We start from the raw sequence: 24522 nt of genomic DNA on the forward strand, positions 1-24522 counted from the left end.
CTCGGCGATGCCATTCCCCATCGTCCCCGCCCCGATGACGGCGACGGTTTCGTTGGCCATCTCGATCCCCTCCTCCTTTCCGTGCTGCAGCAACAACTGCCTCAATCCCCTGGAACCATGAAAAACAAGAATATATGGAAAAATAAGAATATTTATTGTAAACCAATCTTCCCGACTCTACGCGCCGCGCCCCTCCTGTGTTTGGCGCAGGCGAAAACGCTGAATCTTCCCCGTGCTTGTTTTCGGCAACTCGTCAACAAAAACAAACCAGCGCGGACACTTGTAGGATGCCAATCGCTCCTTTACAAAGCGTTTCAACTCCTCAACCAACGATTCCGACGACGGAATGTCCGGGCGGAGAACCACAAACGCCTTTGGCTTCACCAGGCCGTCCCCGTCGTCATGCGCCACCACGGCGCATTCCACCACAGCGGGATGCTCGATCAGCACGTTTTCGACTTCAATCGGCGAGACCCAGATTCCCCCTGCCTTGATCATATCATCGCTGCGCCCCACATACCAATAATACCCCTCTTCATCCCTTACATACATGTCGCCGGTACACAACCACGAACCCACAAAGGTCCGCTGCGTCTTCTCCTGCTTGTTCCAATATCCTGCCGCTACGCTGTCCCCCTTGATCCACAGCACGCCCACTTCGCCGGTCGGCACGGGACGGCCAGATTCGTCGCGAATCTCCGCTTCATAGCCAGGAACCACCGTTCCGCTCGAGCCCGGCCGTACCTGTCCTGGACGATTGCTAATGAAGATATGCAGCGCCTCCGTAGAACCAATCCCGTCCAAAATCTCGATTCCCGTCCACGCTTTCCACTCGTGATACAACTTCTCGGGAAGCGCTTCCCCCGCCGACACGCACAGTCGCAGGGAAGAGACGTCGTACCGAAATCGCTCCTCCCAACGCAGAACAGCGTTGTACGCCGTGGGCACAGAAAAGAACAGCGTCGGCCGATCGCGCTGGATCGTCTCCAAAATCACCTGGGGCGTCGGATGTTCGGGCACCAGGATCGTGGAAGCACCAACGCCTAACGGAAAATACATGGCATTTCCCAATCCGTAGGCAAAATGAAGCTTGGCCACGGAATACGTGCGATCACCGGGCTGGATGTTCAGGATTGGCTTGGCATAATGAAGCACGCAGAAGGGCATATCGTGCTGCAGATGGATTGTGCCCTTGGGCGCCCCTGTGCTGCCCGAGCTATACAGCCAAAAGGCCACATCATCCTTGTGCGTATCAGCGGGCTCCAGCGTTCCGTCAACTTGGTGCAGCAGATCCGTAAAACTCAGCCATCCTTGCGGCGCCTCGCCCTTCACGACCAATCGCAGTGGCTTGAATCGGCTGGCGGCCACGATGTTCTCGAAGACCTCCACCAGTTCCCGCCCTACCAGCACCGCCTTTGGACGGGCATCGTATACAAAATACGCGTAATCGTCCGGCCGCAAACGGGGATTGAGCGGAACGGGGACCGCCCCGATCTTAATCGCCCCAAAGAACGCATACACGAATTCCGGACAATCCGGCAAAACCAGCAGGATCCGCTGCTCCATCTCGATGCCCAACTCGCGAAACAGCCGTCCGGCACGATTTACGCGCTCATAGAGATCGCCATAGGTTACGACTTCATCACGATAGAGTATGGCCACTTCGTGCGCTCGTCCTTCCTCCATGTGCCGATCGACAAAATCACATGCCGCATTATACCGCTCCGGAACAGGCCACTTCATCTCTTGTCCCCCCAATTCCCCAACCATCTCATCGGATGCGTCGGGACAGGAGCGTCCCCCACAGACGCTCCTGTCCCGATACCCTGCAATCCACGCGCATCGCTCACGCTCGCGGTCGGGTCCAAAAACCGTCCGGGTCAAACCGACGAACCAGCGCCAGCTCCTCCTCTGTTGGAACCGGTCCCGGTTCACAATCCGGCGCCACACGCAAAGCCCACCCCGTATGCGCGCAGACCTCCTCCGGTGTCACCCCTGGGCGATAGGAGGCGAGATACGCTTCGCGGGTGCGTGGATCGAAACGAAACACCCCCAGCGTGCTGATGATCACATCCGGTCCGCCGCGCGGCAGGCCATGGCGCTCCCGCCAGCCAGGCCCATCTCCATAACCGGGTGAGGTAATGAACGAAACGCGTTCGACAAACCGCTTTTTCTCATGGGGCATGATGATCAAAAGACGCTTAGCCAAACAGGCGATGTCCACACCGCCACCACTGCCGGGAAGCTTTACTCGGGGGCGTTCCGGCGGTCCAATGTACGAGGTGTTGAGATTGCCAAAACGGTCCACTTCCGCTCCGCCGATGAATCCGGCATCCACCTCGCCCCGCTGCAACAGCCCCATCACCGTTAACATCGACGTGCAGCTGACAGCCTGATGAATGTTCGGATTGTCCCCCATCGTATACAGCAGCTCCGCCGGCGGCGTGTCACGAATGACACCGTTTTCAAACAATCCGACGGCGCGTGGTGCATGTCGGCACTTTGCCACCGCAAAGGCGAGCAGAGGAAGGCGCATCCCAACAAAGACGACCTCCCCGTCTCGAATCTCCCGCGCCGCGGCCACCACCATCCACTCCTGCGGCGTATACGCCACACGACGTCCCCCCTAGTACCCGTAATCGACCGGGACGGATGGGGCCGACCGCCTTGCGCGAAGCGACGCCCACCGCTCCCCCAACGCCTCCAGGTACGCTTCGCGCGCGGGCAGCCCATACACCCACCGTTCCAGCCAATTGAGAAACCCTTCTCGGGTGCGCGATTCTTCATGATACTGATGGAAGAAATCATGGTCACGGTTGTAGTAGCCGGGGACGGGAGAGGGATGGCATCCCCCCGGCACCTCCACCACCGCCGCCACTTTCCAGCTCGGCCACAAGACGCGATTGGGATCCGAGCGAATGATGTCGCGCGGAACCACTTCCTCGGCCAGCACGATGATCTTGCGGCTGGCCAGCCCCGCCTCCACGGCAACGCCGAGGTTGCCCCAGACATGAACGTTTCCTTCTTCATCACTGCGCTGTACCGCGAGAATGGCCACGTCGGGTTCGAGCGGCGGGACAATCACCGTTGGTTTCCCGTCAAGCGGCGACGGCGCGGTGCTCAAGGCCGGCGAGACGCGAAGGATGTCGCTGCCCAGGACAGTTCGCGCCGGCACATAGGGCAGCCCGTAGGCACCGGCCAGGAGCGCCAGCTGAATGGTGAAGTTGCTGTGGTCTTCCACCACAATCGGATGCGGCACGCCCTGCTCAACCGCGCGGCGATAGTTGTGACCCAGACCAGCACTCACGTTCCCCACCCACGCCGCAATGACCCGCTTTACACAACCGGCACCGATGAGAAGATCAAACAGCATGTCGGAAATCGGTCCGATCAGCGTCAACTCCTTTTTTCCCTGCCGCACCATTTCCAGTCCGGCCGCAAAGGGAATCAATGCCTCCAAGTGAACGCCCATCGCCACGCGATCGCCGTCCCGCACGTGTTCGGCAATCGCCTCCGCGAGCGTCATGCGTTTGGACACGCGTCCTCCCCCTCTTCGCGATGTTGACGCTCCCCCTCTCCCTCCCACCGCACGTATTCAAAAAAACTGGAACAATTCTGGCAATAGTACTGAGACAAAAGCTGCGCCGACCCAAACCGCGAAACGCACGTCGTTTCGTGGCTACCGCAGAAGGGGCAAGGCGCAGCCTTCATCGCACGCCCGCCCCCACCAGCAGGCGACTGTACATCCGAGCCAGTTCCCCCTTGCCCGTCTCCGCGTCGAGGGCCAATCCCACCGCGGCCAAGCCCGGATCGTCCAATGAGGCGATCCACCCCTCGGCCCACTGCCGCGTCCGCATCAGACAGAGGCGTGTCCGTTCCTGCACCGCCGGCGCGTCGTTTAGCAAGAGGCGAACCCATTCCTCGACAAATGCAAGGTGTTCGGCCTGCTCCGCAAACAGCTTCCGCAGGCGCGAGGCGATTTCTGTCTCACGGGCCGCCCACGCCCGCAGGGACAGATCGGCCACGGCCAGCAGGCCAAAAGCAATGCCCATAAGCGCAACCCAATCGGCTTCGTCTGCGGCGCGCCGATACCCATAGCGCTCCAAGAATTGCGCCTCATCGATGGTCTCGCCTGCCAATTCGCGCAACCACGTCAGCAGCAAACGCCCGTGCCCGAGCTCGCCTTGGGCCATGGCCACGGCAGCCAACGACGCTTCCAGCGTCGGCCCGGCCATCCCGATTTCCGTAAACCAATAGCCCAGCTTCAACTTGTTGGCGGCCAGATCGCGCACGCGTTCCAACCACGGCGCGCAAGTTTTCCAATTTCTCTCCATAATCCATCACGCCCCCCTTTGCTTGTCGTAAGGATCGCCCAATTCCTTGACCCAAAAAACACAGTTGCGCGGAACGACGCACAGTTCTGCCCAGTCTTCCTCATCATACACCCAGTTGGCATAAGCTGCTGCCAGCCGGCCCGAGGGCGCGCGCACGGTGCCGATATGCACCAACGGATCTCCTCGCTGCACTCGGGCAAAAACATCGAAATCTTCGCAATCGAAACGTTGCCTCATAGGCTGATCCCCCATTCCCGAAATCGTTGTCGGGCTGCTTCGTTCATCCGTTCCTTTGTCCACGGCGGATCCCATACGACGTTAATGATTACCTCTTCTACACCGGGCTCCTGCAGCAGGCACCGACGAATGTCCTCTTCAATCCATTCCATGCATCCGCAGGCCGTCGAGGTATAGGTCATGTCTACCACCACGCGCCCCTCGCCCTCAACGCGAAGGGCATAGATCAGACCCAGATCGACGACGCTTACGGGAAATTCAGGATCCTTCACCGCGCGCAGCGCTTCCCATAGCCGGTTTACCTCAATCGTTGCCTGTTCCCGCATGTCACCCCGCCTCCCGCAGCCGCGCGATCTCGCGGTATCCCTTGCGCAACTCGGCGACAAATTCTTCGCATTTCGGCCCGCGCCGCTTGAATCGCGCAATCACGTCATCCCACGTGCACGGCTGGTCAAACCGCCATTGCTTGGCCTCCTCGTCAAAGTGGCAGGGGAAGGGGTAGTCAAGCACGTACTCTCCTTTTTCCTCATCGTAATGCGCCGGTACACGCACCCCAATGGATTCGCAGAACGGCACCACTTCCCGGAGCCATTTTTGACGCAGTTGGTCGTTCGTGCTTCCCTTGATCCGGTACTCAAGTTGCGTGTTGCGCGTCTTCAAGTTATCCGGGAGGCCAAAAAACTCGACCGCTAACGGGAACATCCAGTCGACGGCCCGCTGCACATCGGCTCGCGTCTCCTCGTTTTCCATCAGCGTGCGCATCCACACCTCGCCGTTGCGTACGTGGAAGAGCTCCTCCTTGTCCACCTTCGCCAAGGCCCGCTTCCAGGGACCGTAGGAAGTGTTGGCGTAGGCGTCCCCGAGAAGAACAAATCCGGCGCGGTCAAAGAACGCGTTGAAGACGGCTAGCTCTGCCCAGCTTCCGTCGTAAGCGAAGTCAAAAGCATACGGATGCTTGAACTGCCGCGGCTCCCGCTCGTACACGAGGGCATCGATATCCTCCCCCAGGTCGGCGAGCAATCGATAGGCGATGTGCGCATGGCCAATCTCGTCCTGCATGATGGCCAGCGCAGTAATCTTGGCGTTGAGGTTGGGCGCATTATCCAGTGCCCGCCGCAGCGCAAACACGCTCAGCAGCTCCGTGTCCCCGACAATAATCAGGGTATCGCGGAGCGTTCGGTAGTACTCCTCGTTCATGTCGGCCCGCGATTCCACCGTGTTGCCTTCCGCAATCCACGCCTTTAGGTCTGTTGCCATACCCGTATCCTCCTTTCCATGATTGAAGGGGAGAGAAAGGGCGAACAGCACCGCGGCCATCCGCCCTGCCTAACCTTTCTCGCCAAAAATCGACACCCCCGCCGCAGGTTCGGCGTCGCGGCAAGATCACCGACCCGCGAACTGCGGCGTCCGCTTTTCGAGAAACGCCGAGAGTCCCTCTTTGGCGTCTTCCGAGCGGAACAGCAAGTTTTGCAGCTCGCCTTCATAGCGGATGGCGACATTCAGCGGCATCTCGATTCCGTTCATGATCGACAGCTTGATATTGCTGATGGCATAGGTGGCGCTGGATGCCAGTCGCTCGGCATACTCCAGCGTGCGTTGCCGCACCTCCGCCTGGGGCCACACTTCGTCGACCAGCCCGATTTCCTTGGCCTGTTGGGGCGTCAGCAATTCGCCGGTGATGCACAAGTGCAATGCCTTCGACGGGCCAACCAAGCGCGCCAGCCGCTGCGTGCCGCCCGTTCCGGGAAGCACGCCAAGGGTGACTTCCGGCAACCCGATTTTGCCCGCTTGATCGCCCATAAACCGCAGATCGCAAGCCAGCGCCATCTCCAAGCCACCGCCCACGGTATGGCCTTCCAGGCAAGCAATGAACACCTGTGGGCTGCGGGCAATCATGTCTAACGTTTCGTTGCAATGGAGACAAAATTGCGTTTTGTAATACGGGTCGGCTTCACGCAAAAATTTGATGTCGGCCCCAGCGGAGAAAAATTTCGGCACATCGCTGACAAGAACCGCCACCTTGATGTTCGAATCGAAGCGGACCTCCTTGATCGCCTGCTCCAGTTGCTTGTAAAGCTCGTGATCGTAACTGTTGGCCGGGGGATTGTTCAAATGAATCATCGCGATTTTGCCCTGCTTCTCCAAGGTGATGGGCATGGCCATCGCCTCCTCCTTATCGTACGTTTTTTCTGTATTCCGTGTTCAATTCGTATTATAAGCAGGATTGATCTGACAGTCAAGAATGTTGCTACTTTTATCACACCAGCGTCAGCCACCCTTACACCGGATAAGGAAAAGCGCGTTGATGTCCGCCCAATGGCCACATTTGCTGTTCTCCGCCGCTGAGATTTCCAAACGTGGGCCCCTGACCGCAAGACACCAGAACAGTTGTCGCGGCCATATCGGAACATCGATCGGCCAATTCGTAACGTTTTTTAAACGTTATAAAAATAAAAAAGAAAGTAGACCCTGCCGCAGCAATTGGGTACAGCAACCCACCCCTGCGGGTCACCCAAAGCGGCAAGGCCCCCAGTGAACAAGGAGAGAAAACACAACCCTCTCAGACTGCCTCGTTCATCAAAGCGCGTGACGGTACGAGGATCCGCTTGCCCTTTACATCCAGGATCCCGTCCGCCGTCAAGCGGAGGAAGGGCAGGTTGGTTGCCGACAAGAAAAAGAGCGCATAGAGCGGATCGTTTCCGCGATACCCTCGCACACGCAGGAGGCGAACCAGGTCGTCCGTGCTGTCCATCAGCTCGTCCATCGGCAAATCGCTCATGCATCCGCCGAGGGGAAGACGCAGACGGTATACTTCACGGCCTTCGTCGAGAAGGACCATTCCCCCGCCCATCGCGCACACTTCGTTAACCGCTCGGGCCATGGCCTGGCGGTCACGCCCGAGCACCATCACATCGCCTGAACCGGAAAACGAACTGGCAAAGGCATCAAACACGCCAAAACCGCGCAGGATGCCCGTGGTTATCCAGCGCCCGTCCACGCTGAGCAAGGCGACATACAGCTCACCCCGTTCAGGAACAGGGACCACTTCGCCATTCTCCACTCTCCCGCCTTCACTGGGGCGGGTGATGACGTTCACCAAGTCCATCACCGGAAACGGGAAGCCCGGATCAAGCACGCGGAACCAGTCCGGGTCTGCCGGCGTCACGCGGGGCGCATAGCGGCAGAGCGCCGGGTAGCGCGACCAATCGAAGGGCGGCGGCGCGTCGACCAGCTGACCGTCTTGCACGCGGAGGCGGCCGCCGCTCATCACGTGCACCGGCGTGGGGTTGGCCAGGTCTTCCAAGAAATTGATGTCGGCGACGCGCCCCGGGGCGATGCCGCCGATGTCGCCGTCCAACCCGTAGTACACGGCGACGTTGAGCGTCGCGGCGCGGTAGGCCGCCAGCGGCGGGAGGCCGGCGGCGAGGGCCTCGCGCAGCACGGCGTCGAGAAAACCGTCCCGCAAAAAGGGCGGCGTCGAGCCGTCGGTGGTGAGCATGAGGCGGCTGGTGAGGTCGGCGCCGCTGTCGACGAGCTGGCGCACAAGGGTCGGCACGTCGGGGCGGATCGACGAATGGCGCAGCGTGGCGTACAGGCCGAGGCGCAGGCGCCGCAGCACCTCGTCGCCGGTGATGGCCTCGTGACACGCCGTCACGCCGGCGGCCGCCACGGCGTTGAGCGTCTCGACCGACGCCCCGGGGTTATGCCCCTCGACGCGCTTGCCGAGGGCCCGTGCCCGATCCACGCCGGCGGCAAGAGCCGCATCGCCAGCCAGAAGATCGGGCCACGCCGTAAGTTCGCCCGCTTGCAGCACAGCAGGATGGGCCAGCAGGCGGCCGGTCCGCTCCGGCGTGTACCGCCGGCGCAGCGCGGGCGAATCGTTTTGCGGGTCGAGGCGCACCCACCACCACATGCGCACCGGCAGATCCGTCGTCTCGTCCCAAAAGGCCTCCAGCTCGTCCACGTCGAGCCGGTGAAACAGGTACAAGTTGTCGTTCACCATCCCCGTCGTCCCGTGGCGCAGGGCAAACGCCGCCAGCGCAAACGGGTTGTACAGCAAAAACGGATGGGCATGAGGTTCAAGATAGCCCGGCACGAGGATGAGGCCTTCGGCGTCGATGATGGCGGTTTCATCGTCCACGCTCGGCGTTTTCTCGCCGACGTAGGCGATGCGGTCCTCCCACAAGACGACCTCGGCCGGCAGCAGCTCGCCGGTGTAGACGTTGTAGATGCGCCCGCCGCGAATCCACGCAGTGGCCGGACGCCGGCGCATCGCCACCTCGGTCAGGCGGCGCCGACGTTCCACCGTAAGATGGGGAATAGGCGGTTTCATTGCGTCCTCCTCGTCCTGTCGTGTTGTGCGACGGTTTCGATGTGTCAAACCGTTCCGTCTCTTCCCATTGTACCATACGGGCGGCGGTCCACCTGCAGATACCGGCGCAGGGATTTCCAAAATTTGCTCTACTTGAATAGCGGATGGGTTGTCGGGATCGACTCATACTAAACCTGAAACGTACAGGGAGGAGGGTACGCCGTGAAGAAAAACGTCGGAACCCTCGACGCCATGATTCGTCTCGTTGCCGGGTTTACGGGGCTGGCCTGGGCCATCGCCATGGCATCCCGACCGTTCTCGCGCCCGCCCGTCGGGCTGATGATGCTCTCGGCGCTGAAGATCGCCGAAGGGCTGACACGCTGGTGCCCCATGCTGGCCTTGTTGGGAATCAGCACGCGCGAGCTGGACCGGAACGTGATGAAACGCGGACAACACCTGGATGAACGCGGCACCCCGCGGCGAATCCGCTTCTCCTAACGGGTATGGGAGGGAAAGCCTTTGGTCCGCCAAAACCGCCTCGATCAATGGTTTGCCTATGAATGGCTGAGCGACAACCTCTTTTCCATCCTCTTGATCGGGCTCTCCGTCGTGCTGGCGATCGCCGTGTGGATGGTTGTTCGCCGCAGCGACGGATGGTACACCCGCCGCGCGGCTTTGCGCCGCCGCCGCGACGGTGAAGACGAAACGTAGGCGTAGGTTCGACGAAGGAATGCGTCACTGTGGGTCTCTTGCAAGGTGGTTGAAAAGCCGCCATCCGCAGCAACAGAACGGCTGCCGCCCTTTGGGGTGACAGCCGTTTTTCTCGACGAACAAAAAAGTCCCCCGTTGAGGGAGACCCCATCCGTTTGTCCCTTTTGCAATTTGTCCGCCGCGACGTCGGCCACCTGCACCAGCGCCGTCTGCGCGCCCCTACCGCGCCGCCCGCAACGCCCGGTTCCCGATGTCCGTACGGAAGTGCATCCCGTCGAAGCGGATGCGGGCAACGTTGGCGTACGCCTTCCTCTGAGCCTCGGCCAGCGTGGCCCCGAGCGCCGTCACGCCGAGGACGCGCCCGCCGCTCGTGACGAGGGCCTCACCCGCGCGTCTCGTCCCGGCGTGGAAGACAAGCACGTCGGAATCGATCCGGTCGAGGCCGGCAATGGCCTTGCCCGTTTCGTAGCCATGGGGATAGCCGCCCGAGGCGAGGACAACGCACAGGGCCGCCTCGTCGCGCCACGCCAGCTCCACTTCCGCCAGCCGCCCCTCGACAACGGCAAGGAGCACCTCCAGGAGGTCCGTCTTCAGGCGCGGCAGGACGACCTGCGTCTCCGGGTCGCCGAATCGGGCGTTGAATTCGATCACCTTGGGACCGTCCGCCGTAACCATCAAGCCGGCGTACAGCACGCCGGTGAAGGGGCAGCCTTCCCGCACCAGCGCCGCGGCCATCGGCTTCAGGATGCGTTCGACGGCGGCGTCGATCACCGCCGGGCCGATCTGCGGCACTGGCGAATAGGCCCCCATGCCGCCGGTGTTGGGTCCGCGGTCGCCGTCGAAAACCGGCTTGTGATCCTGGGCCGGCACCATCGGGCGAACCGTCTCCCCGTCGACGAAGGCCATTAGCGAAAGCTCTTCCCCTTCCAGGCATTCCTCGATCACCACGCGCGATCCGGCGGTGCCAAAGGCGCCTTCTTGCATCGCCCGGCGCAGCGCCGCCTCCGCCTCGGCCACCGTGCGGGCCACCGTCACCCCTTTGCCCGCGGCCAGCCCGTCGGCCTTGACCACAATGGGCGCCCCCTTTTCCCGCACGTAGGCCAGCGCCGCGTCAAGGTCGTCAAAGACGGCGTAGTCGGCGGTGGGAATGCCGCTGGCCTTCATGATCCGCTTAGCGAAGGCCTTGCTGCTCTCCACCTGCGCCGCCGCGCGCGTCGGTCCGAAAATGGGCAGCCCCCGGGTGCGGAAGAAGTCGACGAGGCCCGCGGCAAGGGGCGCTTCGGGCCCCACCACCGTCAGGCCGATGCCCGCGTCCCGGGCGAACTGGGCCAGCGCAGCCAAATCGGTTTCCTTAATCGGCACGCAGGTGGCCACCTCGGCGATGCCGCCGTTCCCCGGCGCGCAGTACACCCGCGCCACGCGGGGGCTTTGGGCCAGTGCCCAGCACAGGGCGTGTTCCCGGCCCCCTTGCCCCACCACCAACACCTTCATTGCGTCCATCCCTCCTTGGACCGTCCCGGTTCCATTTCCGATCGTCTGCGCCTCTCGCGTCGCATGGCGCACAGCGACGCGGCCCGTGCCCTTTCACAAGCGCGCCGCCGCTTCTCTTCCGCCTCAGTGCCGGAAATGGCGCACGCCGGTGAAGACCATGGCGATGCCGTAACGGTTGGCCGCGTCGATGGAATCCTGATCGCGAATCGAGCCGCCCGGCTGGATGATCGCCGTGACGCCGGCTCTGGCTGCCTCTTCCACCGTGTCGGGCATGGGGAAGAAGGCGTCCGAGGCCAGCGCCGCCCCCTTGGCTTTCTCGCCGGCCTGGGCGAGGGCGATGCGCGCCGCGCCGACGCGGTTCATCTGCCCGGCGCCCACGCCGAGGGTCTGGCCGCCCTTGGCCACGACGATGGCGTTGGACTTGACGTGCTTCACCACTTTCCACGCGAACAAGAGGTCGCGCAGCTCCTCTGCCGTCGGCGCCCGCTCGGTGACGACGCGCAGGTCGGCCGCCGTCAGCTCGCGCACGTCCCGCTCCTGCACGAGGACGCCGCCGGCCACGCTCGTCAGGCGCAATTCAAGAAAGGGCCGGTCGGGTAGGGCCACGCGCAACAGGCGCAGATTCTTCCTCTCCTTCAGCACGGCGAGGGCCGCCGGCGCAAAATCGGGCGCCAAGATGATCTCGAGAAACACCTCGCGCATCGCCCGCGCCGTTTCGGCATCGATGGGGCGGTTGGCGGCGACGATGCCGCCGAAGATGGACACCGGATCGGCTTCGTAGGCACGCCGCCACGCCTCGAGGAGGCTTTGCCCCGTCCCCACGCCGCACGGGTTGGTGTGCTTCACCACGACGACGGCCGGCTCGGCAAACTCCTGCACCACAGCCAGGGCGGCGTCGGCGTCGAGGAGGTTGTTGTAGGACAGTTCCTTGCCGTGGAGCTGTTCGGCCGCCGCAAGCGTGCCCGGGCGCCGGTCGGGCGTACGGTAAAAGGCCGCCTGCTGGTGCGGGTTTTCCCCGTAGCGCAGGTCCTGCACCTTCTCCACGGCCAACGTGAAGGTCTCCGGCCACACCTCACCCGCCTGCTCGGTCAGGTACCGGGCCACGGCGGCGTCGTAGGCGGCCGTATGGCGGAAGGCCTTGGCCGCCAGCCGCCGGCGCGTCTCAAGGTCCACCTCGCCCCGCGCCTTGAGCTGTTCGAGCACGAGGGGGTAGTCGGCCGCGTCGGTCACCACCGTCACATAAGCGTGGTTTTTCGCCGCCGCGCGCACGAGGCACGGCCCGCCGATGTCGATTCTCTCGATGGCCTCCTCCGGCGTCACGCCCGGCCGGGCGATCGTCTCCCGGAACGGGTACAGGTTGACGACGACGAGGTCGATCGGCCGGATGCCGTGTTCGGCGAGCTGCCGCCGGTGCGTTTCGTTGTCCCGCACCGCCAAGATGCCCCCGTGGACGCGCGGGTGCAACGTCTTCACCCGCCCGTCGAGGATTTCCGGAAAGCCGGTCACCTCGGAAATGGGCGTCACCGGCACGCCCGCCTCGCGCAAGAAGCGGGCCGTCCCGCCGGTGGAGAGAATCTCCACGCCCAGCGCCGCCAGTTCGCGGGCGAACTCGAGGAGACCCGTCTTGTCCGACACGCTGATGAGTGCGCGCTGGATCACGCTCGCTTCACTCCTTCCCGTTCCCTTCCCATGCGTCCTTCGTGTTTTCCCGCCCTGTTTTTTCCGCCCTGTGCACACCGCCCGGGACCGTGTCATCCCTGCCCGCGTCCTGTCCCGCCCGGCGCGGGGAGCACGCGCACGCGGCGGCCGTCCTCGCGCCGCACGCGCCCCTCGATCAGCCACTGCACCACCTGGGGTAAGAGCTCATGCTCGACGGCGTGGATGCGCGCCGCCAGCGTCTCCGGCGTGTCGTCCTCTTCCACCGGAACGGCCCGCTGGGCGATGATCGGCCCGGTGTCCATGCCGGCGTCGACAAAGTGGACGGTCACCCCCGTCACCTTCACCCCGTGGGCAAGGGCCTGGCCAATCGCGTTTTTCCCGGGAAACGCGGGGAGAAGCGACGGGTGGAGGTTGATCATCCGCCCCTCGTAGGCGGAAAGGAGCGTCGGGCCGACGAGGCGCATGTACCCGGCCAGGACGACAAGGTCCACGCCCTGGGCCTCCAGCTCGGCGAGGATGGCCCGCTCGTAGGCCGCCTTGTCGGGATAGGCCTTTGGATCGAAAACGAACGCCGGCACGCCGAGCCGCGCCGCCCGGTCAAGGACCGGCGCGCCGGGGCGGTCGCACACGAGGAGGACGACCTCGCCCGCCACCTTCCCCGCCCGCGCCGCGCGCACGAGGGCTTCAAAGTTGGAGCCGCTGCCGGAGGCGAAGACGGCGATCCTCACGACCAGCCCACCCCGCCGAAGACGACGCCGCCGTCCCCGCGGCCAACCCGGCCGATGCGATAGGCGCGATGGCCCGCCTCTTCCGCCGCCCGCACCACGTCGTCGGCCTCGTCCTCCGGCACGGCGAGGACCATGCCGATGCCCATGTTGAAGGTGCGGACCATGTCCTGGCGGTTGATGCGCCCCGCCTCTTCGATCAACGTGAAGATGGGCAATACGGGCCAGGTGCCCCAATCGATCTCCGCCCGCATGCCCGGCGGCAGGATGCGGGGCACGTTTTCGACAAAGCCGCCGCCGGTGATGTGGGCCATGCCGCGGAGGTCGAAGCGCGCGCGCAGAGCGAGAACGGTCTTCACGTAGATCGCCGTCGGCTCGAGGAGCTCCTCGCCCAGCGTCCGCCCGAGGGCGGGCACGTAGGCGTCGAGGGAAAGTCCCTGTTCTTCGAGCAGCACTTTCCGCACGAGGGAGAAGCCGTTGCTGTGCAGGCCCGTCGAGGCCAGGCCCACGAGGGCGTCGCCCGATCGGATGCGCGCGCCGTCGACAAGGCGGTCGCGCTCGACGACGCCGACGCAAAAGCCCGCAAGGTCGTACTCACCGGGCGGGTAGAAGCCGGGCATCTCCGCCGTCTCCCCGCCGATGAGGGCGCAGCCGGCCTGCGCGCAGCCGTCGGCCAATCCCTTGACGATGGCCTCCACCTGGTCCGGGTCGAGCTTGCCGCAGGCGAGGTAGTCCAAGAAGAAGAGGGGCTCGGCCCCCTGCACGACGACGTCGTTCGCGCACATGGCCACGCAGTCGATGCCAATCGTGTCGTGGCGGCCGGTGGCAAAGGCGATCTTCAGCTTCGTGCCCACGCCGTCGGCCCCGGAGACGAGCACCGGCTGGCGGTAGCGCGAGGGGTCGAGCTGAAAGAGGGCGCCGAAACCGCCGATGTCGCCCAGCACCTCCGGCCTTAAGGTGCGCCGCACGTGGGCCTTGATGCGGCGGACCGCCTCGTAGCCCGCCGCCAGGTCCACGCCGGCGCGCTTGTACGCGTCGCTCACGAATCTCTCCCCCTTGTCCGCGCCCCGCCCGCCTCCGCCCCGTGCGACGCGAGGGCGTCGTCAAGTGCCGTCGGATAGCATCCGGTGAAGCAGGCCAAGCAGTGGCCGCGATCCGCCTCGCCATCCGGCCGCCCGATGGCCTCGAGCATCCCTTCGAGGGACAAAAAGTACAGCGAATCGGCGCCGATGGCCCGGCGGATTTCCTCCACCGACCGCGTGGCGGCGATCAGCTCCTCGCGCGTCGAGGTGTCGATGCCGTAAAAGCACGGGTGCCGCACCGGCGGCGAGCTGATGCGCACGTGAACCTCCTTCGCTCCGGCCTCGCGCAGAAGCTGGACGATGTGCCGGCTCGTCGTGCCGCGGACGATGGAATCGTCGATCATCACCACGCGCTTGCCGGCCACCACCTGGCGCACGGCCGACAGCTTCATGCGCACGCCCTGGGCGCGCAGCGCCTGGGTCGGCTGGATGAAGGTGCGCCCGACGTACCGGTTTTTGATCAGCCCCAGCTCGTAGGGGATGCCCGTGGCCTCGGCGTAGCCGATGGCCGCGGAGATGCTCGAGTCGGGCACGCCGGTCACCACGTCGGCGTCGACGGGGGCCTCCTCGGCCAGCTTGCGCCCGAGGCGCTTGCGGGCCAGGTGGACGTTGAGGCCGCCGACGTCGCTGTCCGGGCGGGCGAAGTAGATGTACTCGAAGGTGCAGATGGCCCGCCGCGCGTGGGCGGAAAACCGCTCGCAGGAAAGCCCCCCTTCGTCGATCACGAGCAACTCGCCGGGCTCCACGTCGCGCACATAGGTCGCGCCGACGGCGTCAAAGGCGCACGTCTCCGACGCCACCACGTAGCCGTCGCCGAGCCGCCCGAGGGACAGTGGGCGGATGCCGTTGGGGTCGAGGGCCACGACCAGCTTCCGTTCCGTCATCACGAGCAGGGCGTAGGCGCCCTGAATCTGGGCGAGGGCGTGGCGCAGGCCGTCGGCGATCTCCTCGCATCCCGAACGGGCGATGAGGTGGGCGATCACCTCGGTGTCGCTCGACGTCTGAAAGAGGGATCCCTGCCGCTCCAGCCGGTGCTTGATGCGGCGGTAGTTGACGAGGTTGCCGTTGTGGGCCAGGGCCATGCTGCCCGCCCCGGTGGTGAAGACGAGGGGCTGGGCGTTTTCGAGGCGGCTTTCCCCGGCCGTGGTGTACCGCACGTGGCCAATGGCCATGTGCCCCCGCAGCTTGGCCAGGCGCGCGGCGTCGAACACCTCCGTCACCAGCCCCATGCCGCGGTGGAAGGTGAGGCGCTCCCCGTCGGAGGCGCAGATGCCGGCGCTCTCCTGGCCGCGGTGCTGCAGGGCGTGGAGGCCGTAGTAGGTGAGGCGCGCCGCCTCGGGATGGCCGTAGATGCCGAAAACGCCGCACTCCTCATTCAGCTCGTCCCAGATCATCCCGTCGCGATCGCATCCCATCAGCCGTTCATCCGCGCAGGAATGGCGTGGGTCCATGCGTCTTTCAGCTCCTTCAGCGCGCGCGTCACCGCCGCCTGCCCGTTAACCATGATGACCAGATCCTCGCCGCCCGTCTCGCCGATCTCCGCGCACGGCACGCCGCGTTCCTCCGCCAGGGCCATCACGTCGGCCACACGGCTTGCGGGCACAGCGAGGAGCACCCGCGATGGGCTCTCGCTGAAGAGGAGGAAGTCCGGCCGCAGGTCCGTCGTCACGGCCACGCGCGCCCCGATGCCGCCGGAGATGGCCATCTCCGCCAGGGCCACGCCCAGCCCGCCCTCGGACAGGTCGTGGGCCGCCGTCACCCAGCCGCGGCGGATCGCCTCCAGCACCGTGCGCTGCACGGCGCGCTCCCGTTCGAAATCGAGCTTCGGCGGCCGCCCGGCGATGGCGCCGCGCACCATCTTCTGGTACTCGCTGCCGCCGAGGTCGTCGGCAAAGGTTTCCCCGAGGAGGAGGATGCGCTCCCCGGCGCCCTTGAAGGCCTGGGTGGTGATGTGGGCGACATCCTCAATGAGCCCGACCATGCCGACAATGGGTGTGGGGTAGACCGCCGCGCCATTCGTCTCGTTGTAAAAGCTGACGTTGCCGCTGACCACCGGCGTCCCGAGCGCTTCGCAGGCGCGGGCCATGCCCTCGACGGCGCGGACGAACTGCCAGTAGATGTCCGGCTTCTCCGGATTGCCAAAGTTGAGACAGTTGGTCAGGGCGAGAGGTTCGGCGCCGGCGCACACCACGTTGCGCGCCGCCTCGGCCACGGCGAGGGCCCCGCCCATCAGCGGGTCGAGGTAGACGTAGCGCCCGTTGCCGTCGGTGGAAAAGGCCAGCGCCTTGCGCGTGCCGCGGATCCACACCACCGCCGCGTCGGATCCCGGGCACACCGCCGTCTGCGCGCCCACCTGGTGGTCGTACTGCCGGTACACCCATTCCTTGCTCGCAATCGTCGGCTGGGCGAGGAGGCGCGTGAGGACTGCGCCGAGGTCCTCCGGCTCCGGAAGGTCGGTGACGTCCACTTCGGCCTGCTCGCGGAAGTAAGCCGGCTCCACCACCGGCCGCGTGTAGACCGGGGCCCCGTCGGTCAAGGCCTTCACCGGCACCTCGGCCGCCACCTTGCCCTTGTGCCGCACGCGGAGCAGGCCGTCGTCGGTCACCCGGCCGATCACCGCGGCGGAAAGGCCCCACTTGCGGCAGACGGCCAGCACCTCGTCCTCTTTCCCCTTTTCCACCACGAGGAGCATGCGCTCCTGCGATTCGGACAGCATCATCTCGTAGGCCGTCAGGTTCGGCTCGCGCTGCGGCACGCGGTCGAGGTCGAGCTCGATGCCGCTTCCGCCCTTGCTGGCCATCTCGGCGCTCGACGAGGTGAGGCCGGCGGCGCCCATGTCCTGGATGCCGAGCACAAGGCCGCGGTCGATCAGCTCCAGGCACGCCTCGAGGAGCAGCTTCTCGGCGAAGGGATCGCCCACCTGCACCGCCGGCCGCTTCTCCTCCGACGCCTCGGTCAGTTCCTCCGAGGCGAAGGTGGCCCCGTGGATGCCGTCGCGCCCCGTGGCCGACCCGACGTACACCACCGGGTTGCCCGCCCCGCGGGCCACGCCTCTCTTGATCCGGTCGTGGCGCAGGAGGCCGACGCACATGGCGTTGACGAGGGGGTTGCCCTCGTAGCACGGGTCGAAGACCACTTCCCCGCCCACGGTGGGGATGCCGACGCAGTTGCCGTAGTGGGCGATGCCGGCCACCACCTGCTCGAAGAGGTAGCGCACGCGCGGGCGGTCCAGCTCGCCAAAACGGAGCGAGTTGAGCAGGGCGATCGGCCGCGCGCCCATGGAGAAGACGTCGCGGATGATCCCGCCCACGCCTGTGGCCGCGCCCTGGAACGGCTCGATGGCCGACGGGTGGTTGTGGCTTTCGATCTTGAAGACGACGGCCAGTCCGTCGCCGATGTCGACGATGCCCGCCCCTTCGCCCGGCCCCTGCAGCACGCGCGGCCCCTGGGTCGGGAAGCGCTTCAAGACGGGCTTGGAGTTCTTGTAGCTGCAGTGCTCCGACCACATGACGGCGAAGAGGCCCATCTCCGTGTAGTTGGGCCGCCGGCCGAGGAGCCGCACCGCCCGCTCGTATTCCTCGTCGGTCAGGCCCATCTCCCGGTACAGCCGGCGCTCGGCGATCTCGTCGGCCGTCGGCTCGCGATGCACCGCTCTAGCAGCTTGCTCCGTCGGCGTGGTGCCGCTCGCCGCAAACCGTTCCTGTGCCATGGCGCTCCCCTCCCGTCCGTTCCTTCCAGTAGCGCAGCAGCGACGTGAAGACGCGCTGGCCGTCGGTGGAACCGAGCAGCGCGTGCACGGCCCGTTCCGGGTGCGGCATCATGCCCAAGACATTGCCCCGCTCGTTCACAATCCCGGCGATGTGGTCCACCGATCCATTCGGATTCTCGCCGGCGTAGCGGAAGACGACGCGGTTTTCCGCCCGCAGGCGCCGGAGCGTCGCCTCGTCGCAGTAGTAGTTCCCCTCGCCGTGGGCGATGGGGATGCGGATGCGCTCGCCCGGCTCGTAGTCCAGCGTAAAGGGCGTTTGGTTGTTCTCCACGCGCAACGTGACCATCTCGCAGCGGAACTTGAGCGACGCGTTGCGCCGCATCGCCCCGGGGAGAAGCCCCGCTTCCAGAAGAATCTGAAACCCGTTGCACACCCCGAGGATCGGCTTGCCCGCCTCGGCCGCCTTCACCACTTCCCGCATCACCGGCGCGAAGCGGGCGATGGCCCCGGCGCGCAGGTAGTCGCCGTAGGAAAACCCGCCCGGCAGCAGGATGGCGTCGTAGGCGGACAGATCGGTCGCCGTGTGCCACACGGCGTCCACCGGCTCGCCCAGGCAATCGGCGACGGCGCGGACCATGTCGACGTCGCAGTTGGAGCCGGGAAACACGATGACGGCGACGCGCATGCTCATCCCTCCACCCGCTCGATCCGGTACGACTCGATCACCGGATTGGCGAGGAGCTTGTCGCACATTTCCTTCAGGCGCGCAGAAGCCCACTCCCGGTCCTCCGTATCCAGATTGAGCTCGATCACCTTGCCGACGCGCACCGCGGCCACCTCGTCGTAGCCCAAGGTGTGCAAGGCCTTTTGCGTCGCCTGGCCCTGGGGATCGAGCACCCCGTCCTTCAGCATCACGATCACGCGGGCTTTGACCACCCGTCATCCCCTCCGATGCGCTTCCAGATTTCCGCGTACGCCTCCACCACGCCGCCGAGATCGCGGCGGAAGCGGTCCTTGTCCAGCTTCTCCCCGCTCGAGGCGTCCCAGAACCGGCACGTGTCCGGGGAGATCTCGTCGGCCACGAGCAGCTCTCCGTTCGCCGTGACGCCGAACTCCAGCTTGAAGTCGACGAGGCGGATGCCCCGCTCCGCCAGATACGGCACGAGCGCGTCGTTCACCGCCAGGGCCAGCTGGCGCATCCGGCCCAGCTGCTCGGGCGTGGCCAGATCCAGCACGGCGATGTGGTCCTCGTTCACCAGCGGATCGCCGAGGCGATCGTTTTTGTAGTACCATTCCACCACCGGGCGGGGCAGCGCTTCGCCCTCCGGAAGGCCGAGGCGCTCGGCCAGCGAGCCGGCGGCCGCGTTGCGCACCACCACTTCCAACGGCACGATCGCCACTTCGCGCACCAGCTGTTCCGTCGGCGAGGCGAGGCCCAAGAAATGGTTGGGGATGCCGCATTCGGTCAGAAGGGCAAACAAGCGGGCGCTGATGCGGCTGGCCAGCGCGCCCTTCCCCTCCAGGACGGCCCGCTTTTCCCCGTTGAACGCCGTGGCGTCGTCCTTGTAGGCGATCCACAGCACCCCCAGCACATTGGTGCGGTACACCTTCTTGGCCTTGCCTTCGTAGAGGAGCTCGCCCTTGGCCACCTCGCGCAGGTCGGGGGCCGCTTCCCGCCGCGCGGCCCGGTGTTGTGCCGTCGCGCGTTGCTCTTCCGCCATCGCCTTTTCCCTTCCCTCCTTGATCGCCGCCCGGCGGCCCGGGTCGCAGGCCTCCGGCGCTTGCCCGTGCTATGCAGGCTCGTCTCCGTCACCGAGCCCAAGCCGCTGAAAGATCGTGTCCACATGCTTCAGGTGCCAGCGCGGGTCAAAGCAGTCGGCCAGCTCCTCCGGCGACAGGTGCGCCGTGATGGCCGGGTCGCTTTCCAGAATCTCGCGGAAGGAGCGCCCCTCCTCCCACGCCTGCATTGCCCGCGGCTGGACGAGGTCGTAGGCCGCTTCCCGGCTGAGGCCCTTGTCGATGAGGGCGAGCAGCACGCGCTGGGAATAGATGAGGCCGTAGGTCTTCTCCATGTTCCGCTTCATGTTCTCCGGGTAGACGACGAGGTTTTCCACGATGTCGGCGAAGCGGTTGAGCATGTAGTTGAGCAAGATCGTCGCGTCGGGGAGGATGATCCGCTCCACCGAGGAGTGGGAGATGTCCCGCTCGTGCCACAGGGGCACGTTTTCGTAGGCCGCCAGCATGTAGCCGCGCATGACCCGCGCCAGGCCGGTGATGTTTTCCGAGCCGACCGGGTTGCGCTTGTGCGGCATGGCCGACGAGCCCTTCTGCCCGGCGTAGAACTTCTCCTCCACCTCGCGGATCTCGCTGCGCTGCAGGCCGCGGATCTCCACGGCGAACTTCTCCAGCGACGTGGCGATGAGGGCCAGCGTGCTGAGGTAGTGGGCGTGGCGGTCGCGCTGCAGCGTCTGCGTCGAGATCGGCGCCGGCTCAAGGCCCAGCTTCGCGCACACGTACTGCTCGACGAAGGGGTCGACGTTGGCGTAGGTGCCCACGGCGCCGGAAATCTTCCCAACCTCCACCATCTTCCGCGCGTAGCGGAAGCGCTCCAGGTTGCGCTGCATCTCGGCGTACCACAGGGCCATCTTCAGCCCGAAGGTGGTCGGCTCGGCGTGGACGCCGTGGGTGCGGCCCATCATCACCGTGTATTTGTGTTCGACGGCTTTCCGTTTCAGCACGCCAATCAGCCGCTCGATGTCGCGCTCGAGGATGGCGTTGGCCTGCTTCAGCAGGTACCCGAGGGCCGTGTCCACCACGTCGGTGGAGGTGAGGCCGTAGTGGACCCACTTTTTCTCCTCGCCGAGGGTTTCCGACACGGCGCGGGTGAAGGCCACCACGTCGTGGCGCGTCTCCTGCTCGATCTCGTGGATGCGCCGAATGTCGAAGGAAGCCCGCTCCCGCAGCTTCTTCACGTCCTCCTTCGGGATGACGCCCAGCTCAGCCCACGCCTCGCAGGCCAGAAGCTCCACCTCCAGCCAGGCGCGAAACTTGTTCTCCTCCGTCCAGATGGCGCCCATCTCCGGGCGTGTGTAGCGTTCAATCATTGTGTCCGTCCTCCCTTGCTGCTACCGTCCTGCGCCGTTCGGGTTGCACGCCGCAGCGGCCGCCAGGGTTTCCCGTAGGGCGGTCCACACCTCACGCATCGCTTACGGGCTTCACATCGCCGGCGTCGACCACGTCCCACACGTCGAGGGCGCGGGCCATGGCAAGGGCCTCGGCCACCGAATCGGCGACGATGTTGACATGGCCCATTTTCCGCATCGGCCGGGCCTCCGCCTTCCCGTACAGGTGCACCTTCACCCGGCCGTCGAGGTGCGGAAGGCGCTGGAGCAGGCGCGGCAGGTGCGCCCCGAGCACGTTGACCATGACGACGGGCGTGAGGAGCCGCGCGTCGCCGAGGGGCAGGTTGCAGATGGCCCGCAGGTGCTGCTCAAATTGCGACGTCACGCAGGCGTCCATCGTGAAATGGCCCGAGTTGTGCGGCCGCGGCGCCAGCTCGTTGACGCGCAGGGTGCCGTCGGCGGTCAGGAACATCTCCACGGCGAGAAGCCCGACGGCGTTCAGGCGCTCGGCGGCGGTACAGGCCAGCTCCGTCGCCCGCCGCGCCGTCGCCTCGTCGACCCGGGCCGGCACGATCGTCGTGCGCAGGATGCCCGATGCGTGCACGTTTTCCGCCACCGGAAAGGGGCGCATCGCGCCGTCCGGCCGGCGGGCCACCACCACCGACAGCTCCTTGACGAAGGGCACCCAGGCCTCCAGTACGAGGGGGCCTCGCCCCGCGAGGTCGGCGTAGGCCGGCTCGGCTTCCTCCCGTGCGCGGATGACGCGCTGTCCCTTGCCGTCGTACCCCCCGGTGGCCGTCTTCAACACGGCGGGGAAGCCCAGTTCGTCGAGGGCCCGTTCGAGGTCGGCCCGGCTGGCCACCTCCCGAAAGGGTGCCACCGGAATGCCGGAGGCCTCCAGTGCCCGTTTTTCCATCAGGCGGTTCTGGGTGATGCGCAGCAGGCGGCTGCCCTGCGGCACGCAGGCGCGCGCCTCCAGCTCCGCCACCACGTTGGCGTCGAGGTGCTCAAACTCGTAGGTGATCACGTCGGCCTGCGCGGCGAGCGTGCGCGCCGCCTCCCGATCGGCGAAGGGGGCCACGATCTGGCGGTCGGCCACCTGCGCGGCCGGAGCGTCCGGCGTCGGGTCCAGCACAACGAAGCGGTATCCCATGTGCCGGCCGGCCAAGGCCAACATGCGTCCCAACTGCCCGCCGCCGAGAATGCCCACGGTGCTGCCCGGCAGCACCACGGAAGCCGTCGTCACAAGGTCGATGCCCCGTTCCATCGCTCACGCCTCCCGCGGGTCGGCCTGCTCCAGCACCTGCCGCCGGATCGCCTCTCGCCGGTCGGCCAGCCGCTGGCGGATCTGCGGGTACTTGATTCCGAGGATCTCCGCGGCCAAGAGCCCGGCGTTTACTGCGCCCGCCTTGCCGATGGCCACCGTGGCCACCGGCACGCCGCCGGGCATCTGCACGATGGACAGCAGCGAATCCAGTCCCTTGAGGGCCCGCGATTCCACCGGCACGCCGATCACCGGCAGCACCGTCTTGGCCGCCACCATGCCCGGCAGATGGGCCGCCCCGCCGGCCCCGGCAATGATCACCTCCAGGCCGCGGTCCGCCGCCGTCTCCGCGTAGCGGAACATCTCATCCGGCGTGCGGTGGGCCGACACGACGCGCGCTTCATAGGGGACGCCCAGTTCGTCCAACACCGCGCACGCCTCGCGCATCGTCTCCCAATCCGAGCGGCTGCCCATGATCACGCCGACCAGCGGCCGCTGCCCTTCCGTGCGGTTCTGCGGCATGGCCCCATCCGTCCCTTCCGTACCGTTTTACGCGTTTCCGTTCGCATTGTTCGTTTCCTCATGAACAAATTTATAACCGTTTCCGACCTTCCTTCGCTTCGCCCTTTCAGTGTACCGCCTTGCCCGGCAAATGTCAACCAATTCCCGAACATTTTACGATGAAAATGCCGGTAAGGTTCGTTTCTATATGCGAACGTTCGGATTTTGGCCGCCGGCACAAGAAGCGAAATCCGAACAAGAAAGGTGAGCCCCGCCCCCCGCCAGCGGGTACAGACCCAACCGCGGTATGGTACAATGGATGGCGTTTGCGCCAACGCCATCCGTGCCGAGGAGGGGAACGATGTCCGGAATTCCGCTGCGTCACACCTACCGGATTCCCGACAACGCCGTCATCGCCATCGGGGGTACCGTCGGCGTCGGCAAATCGACGCTTACCTGCTGCATCGCCGCCGCGCTGGGCTTCCGCCCGTCTCTGGAAAAGGCGGACAACCCGTACCTGCCGCGCTTTTACACCGACCAGCGGCGCTGGAGTTTCCACCTGCAGGTTTATTTTCTCGCGGAACGCTTCAAGGAACAAATGCGCCTGTTCCAATCCGGCGGTGGCTTTGTCCAAGACCGCACCCTCTACGAGGATGCCGGCATTTTCGCCCGCATGCTGTACGAAAACGGTTTGATGGCTCCGGAAGACTACCGCACGTACAGGTTGCTGGCTGACGCGATGATCATGACCCCGTCTTTTCCGCACCCGGACGTGCTCATCTATCTGGAAGGCCCGCTGCCGCTCATCCTCGACCGCGTGGCCCGGCGCGGACGCGCGGCGGAACGGAACACCCCCGTGGCCTACTGGGACCCCACGTAACGCAAAAGGCCCGGCCGCGTTGCATGCGTCCAGGGCCCTAGGGAAACGCGCAGAGGCAAGCCCGGTTACGGCGTGGCGGGCACCGCCTCCAGCACGCCGCGAGCGGTACGCGTCCTTTTCGCTGCAAGTGGACGAGATACGCCCGGATCGCCGTGCCGGTCAGCGCATGCGCGTCCCGCCCCCACCGTGGCGCGCGTACGCCGCGGCCTCCCGGGCGGCCCGCTTGACCCGCGACGTCCTGGCTTGGGTGCGGCATCGGGAAGAAGCAAAACAGGCCAAAACACAAAAACCCACCGCTCGGCTTGCGCGGTGGGAAGATCGCCTATGTATGGTGCGGGAGAGAGGACTTGAACCTCCACGGCCTCAACGGCCACTAGATCCTGAGTCTAGCGCGTCTGCCAATTCCGCCACTCCCGCTCGATGATGAAAAGGGTTTGCCCCCTGAAAACCGGACCGCGGATGTGGGGGGATGTGAGTGGGTTAAGCCCTCGACCG

General features: G+C 65.4%; 24 protein-coding genes, 1 tRNA gene and 1 pseudogene. 3 read left to right on the top strand and 23 right to left on the bottom strand.

What is annotated here, in order from left to right; translation table 11 throughout:
• Window positions 1-177: 177 nt before the first annotated feature.
• The 10 genes from IEX61_RS08735 to IEX61_RS08775 form a co-directional block, all read right to left on the bottom strand.
• Complete coding sequence (locus IEX61_RS08735; RefSeq protein WP_054670670.1) at window positions 178-1743, bottom strand: benzoate-CoA ligase family protein; 1566 nt, start codon at window positions 1741-1743, stop codon at window positions 178-180.
• 103 nt (window positions 1744-1846) lie between these two features.
• Window positions 1847-2614 carry a CoA-transferase subunit beta gene (locus tag IEX61_RS08740; protein WP_218185363.1) on the bottom strand — a complete coding sequence of 256 codons (768 nt, stop codon included), beginning with the start codon at window positions 2612-2614 and terminating at the stop codon, window positions 1847-1849.
• A gap of 12 nt (window positions 2615-2626) precedes the next feature.
• The gene (locus IEX61_RS08745; RefSeq protein WP_229725802.1) at window positions 2627-3538 is read right to left on the bottom strand and encodes a CoA transferase subunit A; all 912 of its coding nucleotides are present in this window, start codon (window positions 3536-3538) and stop codon (window positions 2627-2629) included.
• Window positions 3523-3711: a PaaD-like zinc ribbon domain-containing protein gene (locus IEX61_RS12875; protein WP_083462937.1), complete on the bottom strand. Its 189-nt coding sequence runs from the start codon at window positions 3709-3711 to the stop codon at window positions 3523-3525. Before IEX61_RS12875 ends, IEX61_RS08745 begins: the two co-directional genes overlap by 16 nt.
• On the bottom strand, window positions 3708-4301 hold the full coding sequence (locus IEX61_RS08750) for a Phenylacetic acid catabolic protein (RefSeq protein WP_268238395.1): 594 nt from the start codon (window positions 4299-4301) through the stop codon (window positions 3708-3710). Before IEX61_RS08750 ends, IEX61_RS12875 begins: the two co-directional genes overlap by 4 nt.
• A gap of 39 nt (window positions 4302-4340) precedes the next feature.
• Window positions 4341-4571: a hypothetical protein gene (locus tag IEX61_RS08755; RefSeq protein WP_054670664.1), complete on the bottom strand. Its 231-nt coding sequence runs from the start codon at window positions 4569-4571 to the stop codon at window positions 4341-4343.
• Window positions 4568-4897 (bottom strand): metal-sulfur cluster assembly factor, encoded by a 330-nt coding sequence (locus IEX61_RS08760; protein ID WP_054670661.1) that lies wholly within the window; start codon window positions 4895-4897, stop codon window positions 4568-4570. Before IEX61_RS08760 ends, IEX61_RS08755 begins: the two co-directional genes overlap by 4 nt.
• A gap of 1 nt (window position 4898) precedes the next feature.
• Window positions 4899-5828 carry a Phenylacetic acid catabolic protein gene (locus tag IEX61_RS08765; protein WP_054670658.1) on the bottom strand — a complete coding sequence of 310 codons (930 nt, stop codon included), beginning with the start codon at window positions 5826-5828 and terminating at the stop codon, window positions 4899-4901.
• Between the two features lie 126 nt (window positions 5829-5954).
• A complete protein-coding gene (locus IEX61_RS08770; protein ID WP_373277064.1) occupies window positions 5955-6728 on the bottom strand; it encodes an enoyl-CoA hydratase/isomerase family protein in 774 nt (257 codons plus the stop codon).
• Window positions 6729-7131: 403 nt separating this feature from the next.
• Window positions 7132-8877 carry an adenine deaminase C-terminal domain-containing protein gene (locus tag IEX61_RS08775; protein WP_229725803.1) on the bottom strand — a complete coding sequence of 582 codons (1746 nt, stop codon included), beginning with the start codon at window positions 8875-8877 and terminating at the stop codon, window positions 7132-7134.
• A gap of 228 nt (window positions 8878-9105) precedes the next feature.
• Between IEX61_RS08775 and IEX61_RS08780 the strand changes: the two genes are divergently transcribed.
• Entirely contained in the window at window positions 9106-9381 is a 276-nt protein-coding gene (locus IEX61_RS08780; RefSeq protein WP_229725804.1) for a YgaP family membrane protein, read from the top strand.
• Between the two features lie 21 nt (window positions 9382-9402).
• Entirely contained in the window at window positions 9403-9594 is a 192-nt protein-coding gene (locus tag IEX61_RS08785; RefSeq protein WP_054672879.1) for a hypothetical protein, read from the top strand.
• Window positions 9595-9813: 219 nt separating this feature from the next.
• On the opposite strand, the gene purD is transcribed toward IEX61_RS08785, so the two are convergent.
• The 12 genes from purD to purE form a co-directional block, all read right to left on the bottom strand.
• The gene (purD, locus tag IEX61_RS08790) at window positions 9814-11085 is read right to left on the bottom strand and encodes a phosphoribosylamine--glycine ligase (protein ID WP_188817652.1); all 1272 of its coding nucleotides are present in this window, start codon (window positions 11083-11085) and stop codon (window positions 9814-9816) included.
• A gap of 123 nt (window positions 11086-11208) precedes the next feature.
• A complete protein-coding gene (purH, locus tag IEX61_RS08795; protein ID WP_229725805.1) occupies window positions 11209-12744 on the bottom strand; it encodes a bifunctional phosphoribosylaminoimidazolecarboxamide formyltransferase/IMP cyclohydrolase in 1536 nt (511 codons plus the stop codon).
• Window positions 12745-12836: 92 nt separating this feature from the next.
• Entirely contained in the window at window positions 12837-13478 is a 642-nt protein-coding gene (purN, locus tag IEX61_RS08800; protein ID WP_188817654.1) for a phosphoribosylglycinamide formyltransferase, read from the bottom strand.
• Window positions 13469-14512 (bottom strand): phosphoribosylformylglycinamidine cyclo-ligase, encoded by a 1044-nt coding sequence (gene purM / locus IEX61_RS08805; protein WP_188817643.1) that lies wholly within the window; start codon window positions 14510-14512, stop codon window positions 13469-13471. The genes purN and purM overlap by 10 nt, the downstream gene beginning before the upstream one ends.
• Complete coding sequence (gene purF, locus IEX61_RS08810; RefSeq protein WP_188817656.1) at window positions 14509-15945, bottom strand: amidophosphoribosyltransferase; 1437 nt, start codon at window positions 15943-15945, stop codon at window positions 14509-14511. The genes purM and purF overlap by 4 nt, the downstream gene beginning before the upstream one ends.
• Window positions 15946-15965: 20 nt before the next feature.
• Complete coding sequence (gene purL, locus IEX61_RS08815) at window positions 15966-18260, bottom strand: phosphoribosylformylglycinamidine synthase subunit PurL (protein ID WP_188817644.1); 2295 nt, start codon at window positions 18258-18260, stop codon at window positions 15966-15968.
• The gene (purQ, locus tag IEX61_RS08820; protein ID WP_054671666.1) at window positions 18205-18945 is read right to left on the bottom strand and encodes a phosphoribosylformylglycinamidine synthase subunit PurQ; all 741 of its coding nucleotides are present in this window, start codon (window positions 18943-18945) and stop codon (window positions 18205-18207) included. Before purQ ends, purL begins: the two co-directional genes overlap by 56 nt.
• A gap of 2 nt (window positions 18946-18947) precedes the next feature.
• Window positions 18948-19196 (bottom strand): phosphoribosylformylglycinamidine synthase subunit PurS, encoded by a 249-nt coding sequence (purS, locus tag IEX61_RS08825; RefSeq protein ID WP_054671670.1) that lies wholly within the window; start codon window positions 19194-19196, stop codon window positions 18948-18950.
• A complete protein-coding gene (gene purC, locus IEX61_RS08830) occupies window positions 19178-19909 on the bottom strand; it encodes a phosphoribosylaminoimidazolesuccinocarboxamide synthase (protein ID WP_054671685.1) in 732 nt (243 codons plus the stop codon). Before purC ends, purS begins: the two co-directional genes overlap by 19 nt.
• Before the next feature lie 141 nt (window positions 19910-20050).
• On the bottom strand, window positions 20051-21364 hold the full coding sequence (gene purB, locus IEX61_RS08835; protein ID WP_054671678.1) for an adenylosuccinate lyase: 1314 nt from the start codon (window positions 21362-21364) through the stop codon (window positions 20051-20053).
• A 91-nt stretch (window positions 21365-21455) separates the two neighbouring features.
• The gene (gene purK / locus IEX61_RS08840) at window positions 21456-22649 is read right to left on the bottom strand and encodes a 5-(carboxyamino)imidazole ribonucleotide synthase (RefSeq protein WP_188817646.1); all 1194 of its coding nucleotides are present in this window, start codon (window positions 22647-22649) and stop codon (window positions 21456-21458) included.
• A 3-nt stretch (window positions 22650-22652) separates the two neighbouring features.
• Window positions 22653-23168, bottom strand: a complete 516-nt coding sequence (gene purE / locus IEX61_RS08845; RefSeq protein WP_188817648.1) for a 5-(carboxyamino)imidazole ribonucleotide mutase — start codon at window positions 23166-23168, stop codon at window positions 22653-22655.
• A gap of 349 nt (window positions 23169-23517) precedes the next feature.
• Between purE and IEX61_RS08850 the strand changes: the two are divergent.
• A pseudogene (locus IEX61_RS08850) lies at window positions 23518-24015 on the top strand (deoxynucleoside kinase); the annotation flags it as partial.
• Between the two features lie 341 nt (window positions 24016-24356).
• On the opposite strand, the gene IEX61_RS08855 reads toward IEX61_RS08850, so the two are convergent.
• Window positions 24357-24444: transfer RNA gene (locus tag IEX61_RS08855), tRNA-Leu, on the bottom strand.
• Window positions 24445-24522: the final 78 nt, after the last annotated feature.

The organism is Calditerricola satsumensis (assembly GCF_014646935.1).
Classification (GTDB): domain Bacteria; phylum Bacillota; class Bacilli; order Calditerricolales; family Calditerricolaceae; genus Calditerricola; species Calditerricola satsumensis.

What these genes read in the sequence shown, in the direction of transcription:
- IEX61_RS08735 (WP_054670670.1), bottom strand. Translation starts at nt 1,743, where the DNA reads ATGAAGTGGCCTGTTCCGGAGCGGTATAATGCGGCATGTGATTTTGTC.
- IEX61_RS12875 (WP_083462937.1), bottom strand. Translation starts at nt 3,711, where the DNA reads ATGAAGGCTGCGCCTTGCCCCTTCTGCGGTAGCCACGAAACGACGTGC.
- IEX61_RS08755 (WP_054670664.1), bottom strand. Translation starts at nt 4,571, where the DNA reads ATGAGGCAACGTTTCGATTGCGAAGATTTCGATGTTTTTGCCCGAGTG.
- IEX61_RS08760 (WP_054670661.1), bottom strand. Translation starts at nt 4,897, where the DNA reads ATGCGGGAACAGGCAACGATTGAGGTAAACCGGCTATGGGAAGCGCTG.
- IEX61_RS08765 (WP_054670658.1), bottom strand. Translation starts at nt 5,828, where the DNA reads ATGGCAACAGACCTAAAGGCGTGGATTGCGGAAGGCAACACGGTGGAA.
- IEX61_RS08770 (WP_373277064.1), bottom strand. Translation starts at nt 6,728, where the DNA reads ATGCCCATCACCTTGGAGAAGCAGGGCAAAATCGCGATGATTCATTTG.
- purD (WP_188817652.1), bottom strand. Translation starts at nt 11,085, where the DNA reads ATGAAGGTGTTGGTGGTGGGGCAAGGGGGCCGGGAACACGCCCTGTGC.
- purF (WP_188817656.1), bottom strand. Translation starts at nt 15,945, where the DNA reads ATGATCTGGGACGAGCTGAATGAGGAGTGCGGCGTTTTCGGCATCTAC.
- purL (WP_188817644.1), bottom strand. Translation starts at nt 18,260, where the DNA reads ATGGCACAGGAACGGTTTGCGGCGAGCGGCACCACGCCGACGGAGCAA.
- purQ (WP_054671666.1), bottom strand. Translation starts at nt 18,945, where the DNA reads ATGCGCGTCGCCGTCATCGTGTTTCCCGGCTCCAACTGCGACGTCGAC.
- purB (WP_054671678.1), bottom strand. Translation starts at nt 21,364, where the DNA reads ATGATTGAACGCTACACACGCCCGGAGATGGGCGCCATCTGGACGGAG.
- purK (WP_188817646.1), bottom strand. Translation starts at nt 22,649, where the DNA reads ATGGAACGGGGCATCGACCTTGTGACGACGGCTTCCGTGGTGCTGCCG.
- purE (WP_188817648.1), bottom strand. Translation starts at nt 23,168, where the DNA reads ATGCCGCAGAACCGCACGGAAGGGCAGCGGCCGCTGGTCGGCGTGATC.